This is a genomic window from Streptomyces sp. SAS_270 (assembly GCF_052543295.1).
The window spans coordinates 64,107-81,900 of record NZ_JBMNDS010000009.1 but is presented as its reverse complement, the minus strand read 5'-3'; the positions used below and the strand labels follow the sequence as shown (position 1 = coordinate 81,900).

Here is a 17,794-nt window from a genome sequence, read left to right as displayed (position 1 = left end):
CAGGTGATCGACTACGGGCGTAGGAGGAGCACGGGATGAACCCGCTGGAGTTGGCCGACCGGTTGCGCGAGGACTATCGGCGGTTCACCTGGACCACCTACCCCATTGCCGATCCGGGCCTGCGCTCCCGTCTGGAGCAGATGGTCGATGAGGATTCCCTGCTGTGGAACGGCCCGTACCTGTCCGTGCAGCCGCGCTACGAGCTGGACGCGACGCTCGCCGAGCTCGCTGACCGCGTCGGCCTGCCGACGGAGATCACCGGGGCGTTCCCGCGAGTGGAGCAGTTGTTCTCCCACCAGGTCACGGCGATCACTCGGATCCGCCAGGGCCAGAACACCCTGGTGGCCACGGGCACTGGCTCGGGTAAGACCGAGTCCTTCCTGATCCCGGTCATCGCGCACGCCTTCGACAACCGGCACCGGCCCGGGGTCAAGGCCATCGCCCTGTACCCGATGAACGCCCTGGTCAACGACCAGGAAGACCGCGTTCAGGCCGCCTGCGAGAAGCTCGGCCTGACCTACGGTGTGTACACGGGGGCCACTCCGCAGCACGAGCGGACGCGGATGCAGGAGATGCCGCCGGACATCCTGCTCACCAACTACTCCATGCTCGAGTACATCCTCACGCGCCGGGATGACCGGGAGCTGTTCCGCAACGGCGTGCTGCGCCATCTGATCCTGGACGAGATCCACACCTACCAGGGGGCGCTGGGCACCGAGATCGCCGGCCTGGTGCGACGGCTTCGCGGCCACGTCGATGACGACGGCCTGGTATGCGTAGGGCTGTCCGCCACCGTGAGCGCCGGGGGCGATCACGATGTGGACCTGCAGCGCACCGCGGAGTTCGCCACCAGCCTGTTCGCCGCTCCGTTCGACGTGGACGCCATCGTCGAAGAGACGGCCATCCCGCAGCCGGAACCGGACCACAGCGCGATCGGCCCGGCCCCCGATCGCGATCTGCTGCGGCGCGCCCTGGCCGATGGCGGGGACACCCAGCGTCTACGGGCGGCGCTCGGTGACCCGCAGGCCAGCCCGGTGCTGGACCTGCTGCGCGCACACCTGGCACACCCCAGCACGGTCGATGAGCTCGTGGAAACCCTGGCGAGCCTTCCGCAGCGCGTCGGAGCTGACCGGGATGCCTTGGAGGATGAGGTTGCCGGATGGCTACTGCTGGGCGCCGACACCCACACCGCGGCGGGCCCGCCCGTCCTTGAGGCCAAGGTCCACCTGTTCCTGCGCAGCCTGCCCACCCCCGTACGCTGCGTCGGCGAGGCCGAGCACCTACTGCTGGACGGTGCAACCGTCTGCCCCCATGCGGACTGTGGCGCGCAGGCCACCACGTCGCTGGGCGTATGCCTGGGCTGCGGCCAGGACTACGACCTGGAACGCGATGATCCCCACGGCCCGGTCACCCGCTACGTCGCCCGCCGCCTGACGGCCGAGGACCCCCTGGAGCTGCCGCGCACGGGCAACAGGAACTGGTACCCGGCGCGTCGGTGCACGCGCTGCGGCAAGGACGCCAACGGTGCGACCTGCCTGGGCTGCGGCACCGCCACTCGCGAGGTTTCCGTCGCCGTCCCCGAGCCCGAACGTCCACTGACGCGCTGCCTGGTCTGCGGCTACCAGCGATCGTCGCACGGCGCCGTGCAGGAATTCACTGCCCGCACCGCCGCGGCCGTCACCGCCGCCGCGTTCAGCCTGCACACTGGGCTGGCGGCACAGAGCGACGACGAGATGTTGCGCCGGCTTCTGATCTTCGCCGACTCGCGGCAGGACACCGCCTTCCAGGCCGGCTACCTGCGCGACCGTGCCCGCGCCGTACAGGTGCGCCATCTCATCGTGGACAGCGTCAACGACCGCGTGCGTGCCGGCGATTCCGCCGCGAGTTTCAACAGTCTTGTCGAGGACGTCTTCCGGCGCGGTCAGGAATCCGGGCTCTACGAGGATCCGGCGGGCAAGGACGCCCGTCGGCGCGCCCTGCGTGTGTGTGAATGGGACCTGCTGGGCGAGATCGCTAGCGATGAACGGCGCCCCCCGACGCTGGAACGCCTGGGCCTGATCACGGTCGGCTACCCGGGCCTGGAGGCCCTCAGCGACGAAGCGCTCAAGTCGATCACCGACATCCTCGGTGGGGACACGGCGGCGGCCCGGTGGCTGCTGGCGCGCATGCTCGACCTGGTCCGCACCCGTGGCGGACTCGGCCACGACCTGCTCAACAAGCGCCTGGACGCGAAGACTGAAGCCGAGCTCATCGACGCCGGCGCCACCATGGGCATGGGCCACACCGTCACCGGCTACGGGGAGACCACCATCACGGTGGCCGGAGCCAACCCCTTGTCCTTGGGCTACAGGGGTGCCGCCGCCCGCCTGGTGAAGACCGCGTTCCCGCTGGTGACCAACTCCGACACCCGCGAGCGTGGCGTGCGCAAGGCCGTGGATCTCTTGGCCGAGCACGATCTCCTTGCCAGCGCCCAGGTCGGCACTGGCCGGTCCCGGATTCAGCTGCGTCAGGTCCCGCCCCAGGCCATGGAGGTGCGGCCGGCCTCGGACACGATGTACCGGTGCGGCGCGTGCCGTGCCGTGCAGCCCGGCCCCTCACCGCAGAGCAAGTGCGCCACTTTCAACTGCAAGGGCACCATGGCTCCCTGGCAGGGCGACCCGGATGACCATGAGCGGGTGCTGGCCGCCAGCGACGCGCCCCTCATCGTCAAGGCCGAGGAACACTCCGGCCAGGTGCCGCTGGAGAACCGGGAAGACATAGAGGAACGGTTCAAGGACGGCGACCTCAACCTGCTGGTGTGCACGATGACGCTGGAACTGGGCGTGGATCTCGGCCAGCTCCTCGCTGTCATCTTGCGCAACGTGCCGCCGCGCCCGAGCAATTACGCCCAGCGCGCTGGCCGCGCCGGCCGCCGCGAGGAACGGGTCGCGCTGATCGTCACCTTCGCCGGCGGCATGCCGCACGACAGCTACTACTACGCCCGCCCCGTGGAGATGATCCGCGGCGCCATCCGCCCGCCTGCCTTTCTGCTGGACAACCAGCGCGTCCTGCAGCGCCATGCCCGTGCCATGGCGCTCGAACTGTGTGGCCAGAACCTTCCCCAGTGGATGCGTGGCCTGGTCACCGAAGACGCCGACGGACAGCTGCAGGGCATCGATGAGGTCAAGGCCGCCCTCGCTGAGGGGCGGGATCGCATCTCAGCCCGGATTCATGCAGCCTTCCGCTTCGGTCTGGCTCCGGATGACCTTCCCTGGCTCAGCGAAGACTGGGCCCGCATGGTGGTCGACAACTGGATCACGGACCTCGACGAGGCCGTCGGGTCCTACCGGCTCCGGCAGAAGAGCCTGCTGGAGGAATGGGCCCAGGCGACGAGCAAGCCGGGCAACAAGGAAGCCTCCCGCGCCGTCAGCAGCATCAGCGCCAGCCTGGAAGCCATGCGCAGCGGTGACCGCATCCGCGCATACGTGCTCTCCTATCTCAGCAACGTCGGGTTCCTTCCCTCCTACGCCTTCCCCACCGACACCACCACGCTCTCCCTTCAGCGTGAGACGGCCGAACTGTCCCAGGACTCCGTTCAGGCGCTCAAGGACTACGCCCCCGGCCAGCTCGTCTACGCGCGCGGCGACAAGTGGCTCGTCGACCAGGTCGACTTCCGTCGTGCCAACCTCGTCAACGCCGACGGCGTCGGCGCACTGGACTCCATCAACTTGTGCAACCGCTGCGACACCGTCAACGACTCCACCAGTGCGCACTGCCTGTCCTGCGACAGCGACGACATGACCCCCCAGCACAGCGTCCCGATGCGGGCCATGCGTGCCTCTCGCCGTCAGCGGATCTCGGCCGACGAAGAACACCGGTCCCGTTCTCCCTTCGAGGTCACACACCACCTCGGCGCCCCCAACACCTCCGAGACATACCTGTTCGAGCGCGACGGACTCGTGCTGCAGTGGGAGCGCGGCGCAGAGCTGACCATCCTCAACCGCGGCCGCATTGCCCGAAACCAGAGCAACAGCGAGCGGTTCATCGTGTGCACCAGCTGCGGACTGTGGTTCGACGCGATCCCCGGCCCTGACCCCACCCGCGCCCAGCGGGATCGCCAGAAGTTCCACGACACGATCTGTACCAACCACCAGCTCGTCCCCAGCATCCTGCAAGTCGAACGGCGCGTGGACTGCCTGCAGGTCCTCCCCGACCTGGAAGCCCTGGACATCCGCCCGGACAACCTGGAGGAATTCCTCGCCAGCACCCGCGCCGCCCTGGACCTGGGCTGCCGCGTCATCCTCCAGGCCGGCGACGACGAAGTGGCTGGCTTCGACTGGCCCCGACCCGACCCGAACAGCGAAGACGCCACCTTCCGCCTCGCCGTCTTGTACGAAGAGGTCCCCGGCGGCGCTGGCTACCTGCGTCAGCTCGCCGCCCGGTTCGGTGAAGTCGCCGCCGCCCTCGTCCCGGTCCTCGACGGCTGTTCCTGCGAGCGCTCCTGCTACGCCTGCCTGCGCTCCTATGGGAACCAGCGCGAAGAGGACCTGCTCGACCGCCGCATCGCCGCCGATTTCCTGCGCCGCTTCGTCAATGCGCCGGATGTCGACGGCCGCCGGGTGCCCAGCTACGCCGATGCCTTCCACGGCCGCCCCCGCTCCGCCATCGAACGGCGCCTCGCCATCGCCTTGATGACGGCCGGAGTCCCGCATGGCGTGGCGCAGTACGCGTGGGGTGACCGCGGATCCACCGACGGCACGCCCCGTCCGGTCACTATCGCCGACTTCGCCTGGCCGGATCAGAAGGTCGCTGTCTTCTGTGACGGCTGGAAGCACCATCACACCGCCGAACGTCAGGCATCCGACAAGGCCAAGCGCGACGCCATGCGCGCTCAGGGCTGGACTGTCCTGTCTTTCTGGGGCGGTCAGATCGTCCGCGACGCCGAGCGGTGTGCCCAGAATGTCTTGGCGCATCTGGCTACCGAAGCCTGACCGAGGCACCCGTTTCCGGGGAGGCCACCCCCGCCGGCGGCCTCCCCGGAAGCATCCGGTTTACGGGTGTCGGGGCGTAGGCCAATAGACGGCGAGAACCAGCGGAACATTCTCTCCGACGGCCTCTGCCAGGCCCAGGACCAGAGCCAAGTCATCGAGAACACGTGCTACCGGCTTGACGATGGTTCGGGTGGCGGACGTTCGCTCGCCAAATCCATGGGCATAGTGCGGATACCCATCGGAGCCGAACTTGGCATCGATGACCCATGCAACCTCCCCCTGCAAACGCGATAGGAAATATGTGACGGGTGCATCCCTGTCAACGGTATTAAGTTCGAGCTTGGCATAGAGGCCGACCACGTGTCCCAGCGCACTGTGCCCCTCTCTCTGAGCAATGAGCGACACCGTCACCTGCAATATTCTTGCGTCGGCGCCCTCTCCGAGGATCACAGAGAGGTGCGCGGGAGTGGATATTTCAGGCAAGCAGTCTCCATCGTGGAATTTTCAGAAGGCGCCGCATGTGCGATCTGTGGGGCTTCACGGTTTCGTACCTTGACATGAGTTCGCCTAGGAATCCAACGCGTAGGAGCCCTGATGCCGTCTGCCTGCAGCGAACGTGAGGGTCAGTTACTCGATGCCGGTTCGCCGTAACCGAGAGCGGCACGAATGCCGGACGGAAAGCTACTGGCGCGATAATCAGGCCCAAGCCGCCAAGCGCCCCCTCGATGAAGATGGCTTGCCCCTGCATGCGCAGTAAATCCTGACAGCCCTTACTGGGGGCCTCGCCAAGACGCAAGCCGACAGCGCATGCTGCGGTCGCGCAACTTGGCTGCAGTGTCGCTGTCGTGCATGAGACCTGGGCGTCAATAGCCGCCAGCAGTGCCTAGTCCTGGGCGACTTCGGGAACCCCTGCCTCCTTGAGCATCGCGAAGAGGGCGGCGAGAGGGCCGGTCGAATCGACTCGATCCGTAGTGAGGATCAACCGCTGGGCTGCCCGGGACAATCCGACGAAGAAGGTAGACGTTCCCTCGCGCGGGTCATTCTGGTAGGACCACCACTGCCGTTCATGGATGCCTAGAAAGAACACGGTGTGATATTCAAGTCCCTTGCTGCGGTGGGCGGTGAGCAATACGACAGCATCAGCACATTCAAATTCGTCAAGTGCCGCCCCCCAGTCGATTGCACTGCTGGACGCCTCCTCCAATCGTGCGGCGAATGCATCGGTGACGAGGCTGAAGTCCTCTCCCGGCACGGCGGACTTGATGTATCGCTGCAGCGCAGCGCTGTCGACCAGGTCCAGCATCTCCTGCACCGCGTCCGCAGCCGGCGTTGTCACCGGAGAGTGAGACCGCAGCCAGGTCCGCAGCCTTCCGGTCACCTGTGTCAGGTGCTCACCGACACGGCGCTGGGCCACGTCGTCATCCGCGGCTCCATGTACGCGCTGCAGTGTGGTTGAGACGTCCTGCCAAATGGAGGCGAGGCCCTGAGGCTGCTGGGCCAGACGCAATAACCCCATCAGGAGACGGGCCGTCTCGCTCTTGAGTAGGTCCTGCAGCCGCATCTTGCCGACCTGCGCGTCATCGTTGCGGAGCTTGATGCAATGGGCAGCAAGACGGGACCTAAAGAGCGGCTCAAAGTCCTTGATCTTCTGTCGTGCGATGAGTGCGAAGTCCGCCGGTGTTCGGTCCGAGTTGGCGATGTCCCGGGCGATCCAGTCTGCGATGAAGGTCGCTTCTCGTTCGGGGCTGCGGAAGGTCCACAACACCGCTGGATCATGACCATCCTCTGCCGTGGCCTTGGAAGTGGCCCGTACTGTGCTGGGTTCCAGCTTGCTGGCGATGACATGCTGCAGCTCGACGAGCGCGTCGCTGGAGCGGAAATTCCAGGCCAGTGAATAGCTGGTGGCATCGAAGGTTTCGGCGAAGCGTTGCACCGCCTGGGGAAGTGCTCCGGCCCAGCCCATGATCCGCTGCTTGGTGTCGCCGACCGCAGTCACCGCGGCTTTGTCTCCGAACACCGCTGCGAGGAAGGAAAACTGCGCCCCGGTGGTGTCCTGGAACTCGTCGACAAACACCAACGGATAGGTCATACGCAAAGCGCGCCTGAGTTGCGGCACTTCGCGGACGAGCAGCTCGGCAAGCCGATTGATCATGACGAAGTCGAGCTGCGGCTTTCCCGGCTGGAGGTAGCGGGCACGCCACCACTCGCGCACGGCGTAGGACGTGGCGTCGAGCTCGTCGCCGATCGGGATGGTCGTCGGCAAGCGCCAGCGGCCGACGAGGTCGGTCATGAAACGCGAGGGCTGGAGTCGGGCGACTTCCCGCGTCAGGGGTTGCGGCGCGGTGAAAGCGATGTCGTTGAGGAAGCTCCTCACCTCCACCCCGGTCGCCGTGCGGATCTCGTACTCATTATTCATGCGCCAGTCAGCGGGCAGCGCCGCCGCGAAGCGGTCGACCAGGCTCTTGGTAAACGCATCGAAGGTCATCGAGACGAACCGGCCGCCATGTTCGGGAACGCGGGCAGCCACGCGGCGGCCAAGGTTGACTGCCGCATCCCTCTTAAACGAGATCGCCAGAATGCGCTGCGGCCACGGGCAGATACCGGTTTGCAGGAAGTAGGCGGCGCGTTGGGCCAAGAACTCCGTCTTGCCGGCCCCCGGCCCGGCCACGACCGCCACATTGCCGCTGTCCCGAAGCGCTTCCCAAGCCACCGGCTCCAAGTCCTCGATCCCAATCGGCCGCCACGCATCAATCGGCACCGGTCTTGTGGCGTTCGGGCTCGTGGCGCGGCTTGCACCCGGACCACTCACAGGCCAGCCTCCTGCTGGATGTATCGCACAAGCGCAGAAAGAACCGCGGGCGCGTCTGACTTCAGTTCGGCATCAGTCAGGCGGCCGAGGGCCCTCAGATGCGTACTGGGCTTCGAGCGGGAAAGGAAGAGATAGCGATACCAGCGCAGCCGTTCGATCTTTGCGTCTGTGCCCCAGTAGGCCGGTTCGGTGCCGTTCTCCCCGAAGACCGTGGGCGTGGGGTCGGTGGAGCCCGGGCCGCGCTCGCCCGTTTCGAGGTGCGTATAGGCAGACTGGAACGACATCAGCATGCTGTAGTCGAGATCCAGGGGCGTGGCGAAGAAGACGCCGAAGGTGCGCAAGTGGGCCAGTACAGTTCGCAGTGCCTCCGCAGAGAGTCCGTCGTGGATGTCGTCGACGTTGTCGTACCCGTGGAGCTCCTTCAGCGGGTCCAACCCGTTGTCCATCAGCCGACTGAAGGCATCACGGAGCCGGGCTGGTCCCGCCCCCTCTTTGCCGTAGTCGAAATCCAGCAGGGTGGCATGCGGGATGGCTAGGTCGTTGAGCAGCTTCCACATGTGGTTGGTGTGTCGTCCGCTGAGGGGGACCATGGCGACGAACGACGGGTCCAGGTGTACGCCGTGGGCTTGCGCGATCCGCGGAATGACGAGTTCTTCGGTGTCGCCTTCCCCGAGTACGACGAACTTGGCGAAGTAGAGCTCCGGGTGGGCGCGTACCGCCTCGCGCACGTATTTCCCGGCCTCTGTGGCGTCTTCAGGCAGAGTGATCGCGCGGACCGCTGCAGTCGAGGTAGTTGCTTCCGTGCGAAAGTGCCGAACATCCTCGGGGCGGATGCGAGTCACTACGCTGGCGGAGTGACTGGAGAGGATGGCCTGCGTCGCTGTGCTACTACTCAGCGCCTGAAGTTGCGTGACGATACGCGACAGGTAGAACGGGGAAAGGCTGTTCTCGGGCTCCTCCACCACGATCAGGGTCAGGGCCGGCAGATGGACGGCTTCAAGAGTGAAGCTGTCCTGATGCTGGCCCTCGTACACCTCGCTCTCGACGTCGAGGGCGGCTGCTACCAGTGCAAGGTGCAGCAGCGAGCGCTGCCCATCGCTCAGCATGCTGGCCGGACGCGGCTGAGCGTTCCGATCGGGCTCGAAAACGAGTTCGGAGCCGCGGACCAGCTGGTTGAAGTCGCTGTCAAGGAGCCGCAGTTTGGGGTCAGAGTGGACACCAGCATCGTGCAGTTCCTGCCAGCGGGCGGTCAGTGCGCCTTCGACGGCTTGCACTGCGGGTTCGTTGGTGAACGTCCTCGCGACTTCACTCGCGTGGTCACTGACCAGATCACGCAGGCCCGTTGACCACTGCGCGGCTCTCCACAGTCGACTCTTCAGAAACGTTGTCACCTGACGTACGCCGTCGCGCGATGCCGGAATGTAGATCATCTGAATACGGCTGCGCTCTGCAGGAGTCAGCGGCACGCAGTCGTCCTCGCTGTAATCCTCTGCAAGTGTTTGGACGACTTCCCGGGTTTCAGTGATGGCCCCTTCTACCGTGCCGTCGTCTTCCCATTTGGCCCGGAGCACGACGCGGACCTTCAAGTCGCCTTCATCGTTGGCCGCCATGCGCCGGAAGAACTCCGGGACCGCCCGGGGTGCCTCGCTCTGGCTCCCGGGTGTCTCGGAAACAGCCTCTGCTTCACCTTCATCCTTCGCTTCGCTGTGAAGCTCAGGGAAGACGAGCACCACCTCGACCATCAGCTCGCGGCTGGCCGGGGTAACAGTCTCGTCGGCAGGGACGGCAAAGTCGCCTACTTGTACGGCTCGCTCCTTCGCGGAGACCCCGAACAAGCGCAACAATGCCTCACACGCTGCGGTCTTGCCTGAGCCGTTTGCGCCAATGAACGCGGTCACGCCCGAATCAAGACCAACGGAGGTGCGACCCGGCCCGAAGCACTTGAAGTTCTCCAGCGTAAGTTTCTCGATGAACATGCTTCACTTCCGGCCCGACGATCTGATCACTGGCGAATCGATCCGATGATCGTAGCGAAGCCGAACGATCCTTGGAGGCACGACGACAATCCTGGTCGCGCACTTACGTCTGCCCCCTCACTCCCATCAGCCACCACGTGCCTCGCCCATGGCATCATCACGCGGTCCCAAACTCCGAACCAGCAGTTGGCGACCCGCCCTCGGCCGCGACGCGCCGTGCCTGCTGCGCGGCCCCAACGCCTCGGCCACGGGTGCCCAACCCGCCTACATCGGTGCCTGCTTCCCGCCACTACGCCGCCAAGTAGCGGAACTGGAACAGATCTCCGGCACCTATAGATCTGCGGACAAGGAACGGTCGACTGCGGCAACGGCCGCCCCTCCCACACCTACGCGATCTGGTGCATTGTCAGTGGCCGTTTCTAACCTGTTGAGTTATGGCGAACGGCGTGTGGCACACCGGCTACCACATCAAGATCGAGTTAACGCATGCGGACCTCGGACACCCGGACCGCCCCGCGCTGCTCGACGAGATCACCCTGCCGATCGAACAGCGCGACCGTGAGTTGCTGCAGTGTCTGCAGCATCACGGCACCGGCATCTGCCGGGCCGAGGAGGAAGACCGTTCTCCGTGGATGACGATCCGGCGGCGCACTGTCGACGGGGTCACGACCCTGGTGGCCGCGCATCTGCCGGTACGCACCAAACCGACAGCCGATGAGAGCGACAAGCACAAGGCGCTCAAGGAGCGGATCGCGCGTGCCGCGCACCGTCACGGCCTCTCCGCGCAGATCGAAGCCCGCAGCATGGACGGCAAGATACGCAACGATGTCCTGGTGTCAGGCAGCGCAGGCCATATCGGATGGGAGGCCCAATACTCGCCGATCACGGCATCGACCGTGCGACGGCGTTCAACTGCCGCTGCAGACCGGGGGATCATGCCCTTGTGGGTGACCAACGATGACCGGGCGGCCCTGATCGACCGTGCGCCGTGGGTGCGCGTGGATGACCTGCCCTGGCGGGCCATCGCCTCCGACCGCGCGATGCTCGTACGCGGCGGGGTACGACATCTACAGGACTGGGCCTGCACGCCAGCCGCCCAGAGACCCTGCCCCCTCAACGGCAGTTCGTGCGGTGGACTGCACGTCGCCTGGAGCTTGCCGGCGCTCTGCCTGCCGCCCAAGCCACACACCGGGGTCGACGCCCTCGTCGCAGCGAGCGCTGAGGGCGACTTCGTGCCCATGAAGATCCCTGCCCAGCACAACCCCCGAGCCTCGACCCGGCTGTGGGCCCCGGCAGCCGACCGGGACCGCTGGCGCAACATCATCGGCGAGGACGAGGCACTGCCGGACGCGGAACCGCCGATGCAGGCGAGTCTGATGTTCACCGAGGAAGATCTCGACTCCACCTGCCGCTACGGTGAGGACACCCGGGTCTTCGACGACCGGCGACCGCGCCGCGATCACGCTGCCACATCCGGCCTGCACACCTTCCCCGAGGTACCTCAGCGGATCTTCCGTATCCCCCACCAACCTCAGCGCCTCAACGTCAGCCCCGAGCAGCGCGCCGAAGCATCACGACGCTGCGGCTGTCGCATCTGGCAGGTCGGTCCCTGTGCCGGCTGCGGCACACCAATCCATCGATACGGCCCAGGGTCCGCGCATGCCTGCGCCGACTGTCGACGGCGTGCGCGCTAGATGACGGCGTAGGACGTGGCCGTCCGCGGCCGCGGGGCGTCCTCTCCATCGAGACCGGTGTCATCGACTCTGAACGTACCGAGATCGATTACCGATGGCGACACTCGAAACGAGCCGACGGCCCCCATAGTTGCGACATGGCAAGATGAAACCGAAAAGGGCAGCAACCTCCAAGGTCAACAGGACCCCTTGGTTGCGATTCCAAGGTGGCGCGAATTGGGGTGCTAACGCAGCGGCGGCTGCCCATCACCCCGGGGAGAATCTGGGGAGTTTCAGCCCGAGGGACGGCGCCATCGCAGAGGGGACCTTTGGCGAATCCGGTGATCGCCTTGTGAGGCAGTGAGGTTTCGGCGAGCCAGGCATCGACGTCCCGGATCGGGGCGCTGACGGCGAGCGTGAGCGCGATGAGCGGTCTGGGCCGGGTGGCGTCCAACTGCTCTGCGGCAACAGGGCTGCTCACCGATTCCGGCGGGCCCTGAGGATTCGGACGAGCTTGGGTGCCGCGGTTCCGGCGAGCAGCGCCGCGAGCACCACGTCCGCCCAGGGGTCGCGGATCGGCTTGTAGGCGGCCGTACCGTTCTTGATCTCGATGAAGCCGAGTGGCCGGGCCTCGACGCCTCCTCCACCGCCTCCGCCCTCCGCGGTCCTCGCGGTGGCGACCTCACGTCCGGCGCCTCCTCCGAAGCCGAAGCCGACGCTGGCCACGGGGATGACGGTGATGTTCACGTGGTGACCGGTTCGCCGAAGACGGCGGTCACGGAGGCGCGCCCGCCGAGCTTGTCGGCGAGGCGTTCCAGTAGGTTCACGGATGCGTGGGCCGCGGTGACGTCCGCGAGCGGAACGGGCGGGGTGGAGGTCTGCTCGGGGCTGCTCATGCGGGGCCTCCCAGTCCGGTCTGCTCTGCGGTGCCGAGTATGTGCGTGGCGGCCGGGAAGGGGAAGCGGGTCTCGGGGAAGGTGAACTTCTCCAGCTCGGTGACGGTGAAGCCGACCGCGGTGATGGCGGCCTGGGTCTCGCGGCCGGTGTGGCAGCCTCCGCTCAGCAGCGGCCAGAACGTGGCGTCCACGACGCGCTGGGCACGGCGCATGCCGGGCGAATCCGCCTGGACGTGCTCGAAGAAATGCAGCCGGCCGCCGGGGCGCAGGACGCGCCGAATCTCGGCGAGGGCGCCGGCTTGGTCGGTCACGGAGCACAAGGTCATGCAGACGACGGCGGCGTCGAACGAGGCGTCGGCGGCAGGGAGTTGCTCGGCGCGGCCGTCCACGACCTCGATCTTGGAGGTTGCGGCGCGGGCCGCCTCTTCCGCGAGGGCACGCAGTCGCGGCTCGGGTTCGACGGCCAGGAGCCGTTTCACGTCGGGCGGGTAGTGCGGGAAGTTCAGCCCGTTGCCCGCCCCGACCTCGATGACCTGCCCGGACAGGCCGGTCAGCAGTCGACGGCGGTGTTCGGCGACGCCGGCCTTCTCCAGGGCCGGTGCGGCGAACCGGGCGTAGAAGCGGGCGAACAGTGGGTGCTTAATGCGCTGGGTCATGGTGACCGTCTCCCTCTGCGGCAGCATCCCGGCGATGCCGCTGGGGCTACTCTGATATGCGGAGGTACTACATAGTGAAGCCACTTCACGGTATGCCCGAGCACCCCTCTTCCGCCAGGGTCTCGCTGGACCGGCTCTTCGAACTGACCGAGGTGCTGGGCGCGATGATGCAGCGCGGGGTGGCCGAGCGCGGTCTGACCATCGCGCGGGCAGGGGTGCTGTGGGCCCTCTTCCACGAGGGGCCGATGACTCAGCGGTCGCTGGCCGGCCTGCTGGGAGTCACGCCCCGCAACGTGACCGGGCTACTGGACGCACTGCAGGAGGACGGGCTGGTGCTCCGCGAGGCGCATCCGACCGACCGGCGCGCGACTCTGGTCTCTCTGACCGGCAGGGGGCGCCAGGTCACCGCCGAACTGAGCGGCGGACGCGACGAACTGGCCGCCGTACTGTTCGCCGACATGCCTGCCGGCCAGCTCGCTGACTTCACCAGCTCCCTGGCCCGGGTGACCGAGCGACTCAAGGCCGTCGATCCCACCAGCCATGGGTAACTCTCTGTGCGGACTCGGGTGTCAGGGTTCGGCTCTGTGCCACGGCGCGGTGGGATGGGTCGCGTGGGCATCGACGGTGAGCCGAAGGGCATAGGTCGGCCGGGCGCCGGGAACGGGGCCGAGGTAGTCGTGGCCGGTCATGTGGCACCAGGCGGACAGGCCGAGCGGGCCGCCGGTCGGTGGCCCCGACGTGCACCACGATGCCCGGCTCGGCGCCGTCGATCCCCTGGCGACGGCAGAGCAGGAGGGTGACGCAGAGCAGGCCCGGTGCCGTCGATCGTGAGATCCGGTGGCGGTGGGGAGTGGTCGTTCACCGGCTGCTCACGGTGGCGGCAATGGCTGGCAGGATGGCCAGGGCCAGGACGCCTCCGATCAGGGCCAGGACGGGATAGCTCGCGGCGGCGACGAGGAGGCCGGAGGAGATGCCGCCGGTGGCACCGGCGATGGCGATCGAGACGTCGACCAGCCCTTGCGTCTTGGTGCGAGGACCGCACCGCGCAGCGCGAGCTGGTCCGCCTCGGGCCCGGAGGCGGTGAACACCATCTCGTCCGGGCGTGCCCCGATGAGGTCGGCGACCTGCGCGCGGGCCGCCGCCAGGGCCGTCTTCGGCTCGGCGCTGTAGGGGTGGCTGCTGGAGGGGTTGCCGAAGAAGTCCGTCAGGAGCGGCGCCATCGCCGCCGCGACCCGCGGATCGACGGGCGCGGTGGCGTTGTAGTCCAGGTAGACCGGCCCGTCGGCCAGTCCCGGGTGGTCCGGCACGGTGCTGCTGGTCATGCCAGGTCTCCGACGTCGACGGGCAGCTCGGCCAGGCGCCACTCCAGCATCCCGTCGTCCAGGCGGATCGCCCGCCGGTCGCGGTCAGTCAGCAGGCGTACGGCGTCGTAGGCGAGCACGCAGTATTCGCCGCGGCAGTACACGACGATCTCCGTCTCCTCGGGCAACTCGCCGATGCGGTCGGCCAGTTCACCGACCGGGATGGAACGCGCGCCGGGAATGTGTCCGGCGAGGTACTCCTCGGCCGGGCGGACGTCCAGCACCACCGCGTCCCCCGCCGCCACGCGGGCGCGCAGCTCCTCGCGGCTGACCTCCCCTGCACCGTCCTCCCCGAGGTAGGCGTCCCGAGCCGCGGGGACGGCAGCCTGGTGAGCTTCGGCGACCTTGCGCAGGAGCGCGAACAGCTGGGCCACGTCGTCGCCGGCGAGGCGGTAGTGGATGCGCACGCCCTCGCGGCGGGTGGCGACGAAGCCGGCCTGCTTGAGGGTCTGCAGATGCGCCGAGGCGGTCGTCAGGTTCAGGCCCGCCGCTTTGGCGAGGGCGTCGACCGTGCGCTCGCCCTGGGCCAGCAGATCGAGCAGTTCCAGTCGCTTCCCGTTGGCCAGCGCCTTGCCGCTGGTCGCGAACGCGTCGTAGAGCTGCGCCTTCGTACCGGCTGTGGTGTTGCCTGCCATGACATCCTCCATGAATCCATGGAATAGTGTAGATGATGGTGAGGGGGACGGCCACACGCCCTCTCGCATCCGGATCTTGGAGGACCTGATGGGCTTCGCCGAAGACCACCTCATACCGCTCGTCGATGAGGGCCTGGGCAACAGCGCCTACCTCGTCGACCTCGGTGACGGCCGCGCCCTCGCCGTGGATGCGAGCCGCGACCTGCGCGCCCTCCGGGAAGCCACCGAACGGCGCGGTCTGACGGTGGCATACGCGGCGGACACGCATCTGCACGCAGACTTCCTCTCCGGCGCGCTCCAGCTCTCCGCCGACGACGGGGCGACCGTGCTGGCCTCCGCCGTCGGACGCCGCGCCTTCACGCACCGCGGTCTGTCCGACGGCGACTTGGTCGATCTGGGCGGTCTGACCCTGCGGTCCCTGGCCACTCCGGGCCACACGGACGAGCACGTGTCCTTCTTGCTCCTGGACGGGAGGCGGGAGTTGGGGGTGTTCACCGGCGGCTCCCTGATCGTCGGCTCGGCCGCCCGCACCGACCTGCTCGGCGCCGACCGGGCCGAGGAACTGGCCCGCGCCCAGTACCGCTCCCTGCACCGTCTGGCCGCGCTGCCCGACGCGACGTTCGTCTGGCCCACGCACGGCGCCGGCTCCTTCTGTTCCGCCCCGCCCGGCACCGAACGCACCACCACCATCGGCGCCCAGAAGCGGTCCAACCCGCTGCTCGGCGCGCCGGACGAGGACACCTTCGTACGACGCCTGCTGGACAGCCTCGGCTCCTACCCCGCGTACTTCGACCGCCTCGGCGAGGCCAATCGGCGCGGCCCCGCCGTCCTGAGGACCGAACCCGGTCTCCCGGCCCTGACCGTCACCGAAGCCCGCCGACTGATCGGCCAGGGAGCCCAGTTGGTCGACGTCCGCCCCATCGCCGACTTCGCCGCCGGACACATCCCCGGCGCACTCTCCAACCCACTGCGCGACCAGTTCGCCACCTGGCTCGGCTGGCTGCTGCCCGACGACACCCCGCTCGTCTTCGTCACCGCCCCCGGCCAGGACCTGACCGAACTCACCTGGCAGGCCCTGAAGATCGGCTACGAACGCCTCGCAGGCCACCTGCCCATGACGGCCTGGGCCGCCGACGGCGGCGAGCAGCAGCGTGTCGAACTGATCGGCGCGGACGACATCGCAGAAGGCCGACCCGTCCTGGACATCCGCCAGGACGCCGAACGCGCCGCCGGGCACCTCCCCGGAGCCGTAGGCATCGAGCTCGGCGACGTCGCCGCTCGCGCCGACGACGTACCCGCCGGCGCGGTCGTGCACTGCGGTCACGGCGAGCGTGCCATGACCGCCGCCAGCCTCCTCCAGCGCGCCGGGCACAAGGATCTCGCCGTCCTGGCCGGCGGACCGGGCGACTGGGCCAAGGCCACCGGCCGCACGCTGGAGGAGGGCGCGTGACCACGACCGTGCCGGAGCACGGCATCCGGCTCGGACTGCGCGCCAACCTCGCCCAGTTCACCCTGCTCGTGGCCGTCAACGCCCTGGTCGGCGGCATGCTCGGCCAGGAGCGCGTCGTACTGCCCCTGCTCGCCGACGACGTCTTCCACCTCTCCGCCTACACCGCCTCGCTCACCTACGTCGTGGCCTTCGGCGCCACAAAGGCGATCACCAACTTCTTCGCCGGCACGCTCTCCGACCGCTACGGCCGCAAGCCGGTCCTGGTCGCCGGCTGGCTGATCGCCCTGCCCGTGCCGCTGCTGCTGATCTGGGCACCCGCCTGGGGCTGGGTGATCGCTGCCAACGTCCTGCTCGGCATCAACCAGGGCCTGACCTGGTCCACCACCGTCATCATGAAGATCGACCTGGTCGGGCCGTCCCGGCGCGGTCTGGCCATGGGCTTCAACGAGGCCGCCGGTTACGTCGCCCTGGCCGCCACCGCGATGGCCACCGGCGCCATCGCCGCCCATGCCGGACTGCGCCCCGAGCCGTTCTTCCTGGGCATCGCCTACGCTGCCCTCGGGCTCGGCGCCTCGGCTCTCGCCGTACGCGAGACCCGCGAACACGCCCGCCTGGAAGCGGCCGGCCACCCGGCCCCATCCAGCCCGGACCACCACGAGGACCTGAGCACCGGCCAAATCGCCTGGATCACCAGCGTCCGCGACAAGGCCCTGTCCGCCGCCAGCCAGGCCGGCCTGGTCAACAACCTCAACGACGCCCTCGCCTGGGGCATCTTTCCGCTCCTCTTCGCCGCGCACGGCCTGTCCGTCGCCCGCATCGGAATCCTCGGCGCCCTCTACCCGGCGGTCTGGGGCTTCGGCCAGCTGCTCACCGGCTGGTGGTCCGACCGCGTCGGCCGCAAACACCTCATCACCGCCGGCATGCTGCTCCAGGCCGCCGCCATCGCCCTGGTCGCCTTGGGTACGACCTTCCCGGTCTGGGCAACGGCCCAGATCCTCCTCGGCGTCGGCACCGCCCTGGTCTACCCGACCCTCCTCGCGGTGATCGGCGACGTCGCCCACCCTGCCTGGCGAGCCCGCGCGGTCGGCGTCTACCGCCTGTGGCGCGACGGCGGCTTTGCGGTCGGCGCCCTCCTCGCCGGCCTCTTGGCCGACGCCTACGGTCTGACCACCGCGGTCTGGACCGTCGCCGCCCTCACCGCCGTATCCGGCCTGGTCGTGGCGACCCGCATGTACGAAACCCACCCGCACCCCTGATGTCGGGCGACGGTCGACCACTCGGCCTGGTCCGGTGATTGCGGGACGCGCGGTTGAACCGTGGGCGAATTCTGTTCCTGCTTTCGGTCAGAGTGCGGTCCGGAGCGCGGCT

General features: G+C 67.9%; 13 protein-coding genes. 5 read left to right on the top strand and 8 right to left on the bottom strand.

Annotation, left to right across the window (positions count from 1 at the left end; genetic code table 11):
* Positions 1–35 precede the first annotated feature (35 nt).
* Entirely contained in the window at positions 36–4,970 is a 4,935-nt protein-coding gene (locus tag ACN6LB_RS08830) for a DEAD/DEAH box helicase (protein ID WP_445025292.1), read from the top strand.
* 60 nt (positions 4,971–5,030) lie between these two features.
* Here the strand turns inward: ACN6LB_RS08830 and ACN6LB_RS08825 are convergent, their stop codons facing one another.
* The 3 genes from ACN6LB_RS08825 to ACN6LB_RS08815 all read right to left on the bottom strand — a co-directional run bounded on the left by ACN6LB_RS08825 (position 5,031) and on the right by ACN6LB_RS08815 (position 9,755).
* Positions 5,031–5,453, bottom strand: coding sequence for a hypothetical protein (locus ACN6LB_RS08825; RefSeq protein ID WP_445025291.1), 423 nt, complete (start codon positions 5,451–5,453; stop codon positions 5,031–5,033).
* A 400-nt stretch (positions 5,454–5,853) separates the two neighbouring features.
* Positions 5,854–7,728: a UvrD-helicase domain-containing protein gene (locus tag ACN6LB_RS08820; RefSeq protein ID WP_445025290.1), complete on the bottom strand. Its 1,875-nt coding sequence runs from the start codon at positions 7,726–7,728 to the stop codon at positions 5,854–5,856.
* Between the two features lie 47 nt (positions 7,729–7,775).
* Complete coding sequence (locus tag ACN6LB_RS08815) at positions 7,776–9,755, bottom strand: ATP-dependent nuclease (protein WP_445025289.1); 1,980 nt, start codon at positions 9,753–9,755, stop codon at positions 7,776–7,778.
* 434 nt (positions 9,756–10,189) lie between these two features.
* Between ACN6LB_RS08815 and ACN6LB_RS08810 the strand changes: the two genes are divergently transcribed.
* A complete protein-coding gene (locus ACN6LB_RS08810; protein ID WP_445025288.1) occupies positions 10,190–11,449 on the top strand; it encodes a competence protein CoiA family protein in 1,260 nt (419 codons plus the stop codon).
* 456 nt (positions 11,450–11,905) lie between these two features.
* Here ACN6LB_RS08810 and ACN6LB_RS08805 read toward each other — a convergent pair whose 3' ends face one another.
* Genes ACN6LB_RS08805 through ACN6LB_RS08795 form a run of 3 tightly spaced genes read right to left on the bottom strand, consistent with a single transcriptional unit; the run spans position 11,906 to position 12,980 of the window.
* Positions 11,906–12,175 (bottom strand): spore germination protein GerW family protein, encoded by a 270-nt coding sequence (locus ACN6LB_RS08805; RefSeq protein ID WP_445025287.1) that lies wholly within the window; start codon positions 12,173–12,175, stop codon positions 11,906–11,908.
* Entirely contained in the window at positions 12,172–12,324 is a 153-nt protein-coding gene (locus tag ACN6LB_RS08800) for a hypothetical protein (RefSeq protein ID WP_445025286.1), read from the bottom strand. Before ACN6LB_RS08800 ends, ACN6LB_RS08805 begins: the two co-directional genes overlap by 4 nt.
* Entirely contained in the window at positions 12,321–12,980 is a 660-nt protein-coding gene (locus tag ACN6LB_RS08795; RefSeq protein ID WP_445025285.1) for a class I SAM-dependent methyltransferase, read from the bottom strand. Before ACN6LB_RS08795 ends, ACN6LB_RS08800 begins: the two co-directional genes overlap by 4 nt.
* 92 nt (positions 12,981–13,072) lie before the next feature.
* Here ACN6LB_RS08795 and ACN6LB_RS08790 point away from each other — a divergent pair, with 92 nt between their 5' ends.
* On the top strand, positions 13,073–13,528 hold the full coding sequence (locus ACN6LB_RS08790) for a MarR family winged helix-turn-helix transcriptional regulator (RefSeq protein ID WP_445025284.1): 456 nt from the start codon (positions 13,073–13,075) through the stop codon (positions 13,526–13,528).
* Between the two features lie 372 nt (positions 13,529–13,900).
* On the opposite strand, the gene ACN6LB_RS08785 is transcribed toward ACN6LB_RS08790, so the two are convergent.
* Together ACN6LB_RS08785 and ACN6LB_RS08780 are read right to left on the bottom strand one after the other, a co-directional pair.
* Entirely contained in the window at positions 13,901–14,302 is a 402-nt protein-coding gene (locus ACN6LB_RS08785) for an aminotransferase class V-fold PLP-dependent enzyme (RefSeq protein WP_445025283.1), read from the bottom strand.
* A complete protein-coding gene (locus ACN6LB_RS08780; protein ID WP_445025282.1) occupies positions 14,299–14,976 on the bottom strand; it encodes an ArsR/SmtB family transcription factor in 678 nt (225 codons plus the stop codon). Before ACN6LB_RS08780 ends, ACN6LB_RS08785 begins: the two co-directional genes overlap by 4 nt.
* Before the next feature lie 88 nt (positions 14,977–15,064).
* Here ACN6LB_RS08780 and ACN6LB_RS08775 point away from each other — a divergent pair, with 88 nt between their 5' ends.
* Both ACN6LB_RS08775 and ACN6LB_RS08770 read left to right on the top strand, forming a co-directional pair.
* Entirely contained in the window at positions 15,065–16,426 is a 1,362-nt protein-coding gene (locus tag ACN6LB_RS08775) for an MBL fold metallo-hydrolase (RefSeq protein WP_445025281.1), read from the top strand.
* Positions 16,423–17,682: an MFS transporter gene (locus ACN6LB_RS08770; RefSeq protein ID WP_445025280.1), complete on the top strand. Its 1,260-nt coding sequence runs from the start codon at positions 16,423–16,425 to the stop codon at positions 17,680–17,682. Before ACN6LB_RS08775 ends, ACN6LB_RS08770 begins: the two co-directional genes overlap by 4 nt.
* Positions 17,683–17,794: the final 112 nt, after the last annotated feature.

What these genes read in the sequence shown, in the direction of transcription:
- ACN6LB_RS08830 (WP_445025292.1), top strand. Translation starts at nt 36, where the DNA reads ATGAACCCGCTGGAGTTGGCCGACCGGTTGCGCGAGGACTATCGGCGG.
- ACN6LB_RS08815 (WP_445025289.1), bottom strand. Translation starts at nt 9,755, where the DNA reads ATGTTCATCGAGAAACTTACGCTGGAGAACTTCAAGTGCTTCGGGCCG.
- ACN6LB_RS08810 (WP_445025288.1), top strand. Translation starts at nt 10,190, where the DNA reads ATGGCGAACGGCGTGTGGCACACCGGCTACCACATCAAGATCGAGTTA.
- ACN6LB_RS08800 (WP_445025286.1), bottom strand. Translation starts at nt 12,324, where the DNA reads ATGAGCAGCCCCGAGCAGACCTCCACCCCGCCCGTTCCGCTCGCGGAC.
- ACN6LB_RS08795 (WP_445025285.1), bottom strand. Translation starts at nt 12,980, where the DNA reads ATGACCCAGCGCATTAAGCACCCACTGTTCGCCCGCTTCTACGCCCGG.
- ACN6LB_RS08790 (WP_445025284.1), top strand. Translation starts at nt 13,073, where the DNA reads ATGCCCGAGCACCCCTCTTCCGCCAGGGTCTCGCTGGACCGGCTCTTC.
- ACN6LB_RS08785 (WP_445025283.1), bottom strand. Translation starts at nt 14,302, where the DNA reads ATGACCAGCAGCACCGTGCCGGACCACCCGGGACTGGCCGACGGGCCG.
- ACN6LB_RS08780 (WP_445025282.1), bottom strand. Translation starts at nt 14,976, where the DNA reads ATGGCAGGCAACACCACAGCCGGTACGAAGGCGCAGCTCTACGACGCG.
- ACN6LB_RS08775 (WP_445025281.1), top strand. Translation starts at nt 15,065, where the DNA reads ATGGGCTTCGCCGAAGACCACCTCATACCGCTCGTCGATGAGGGCCTG.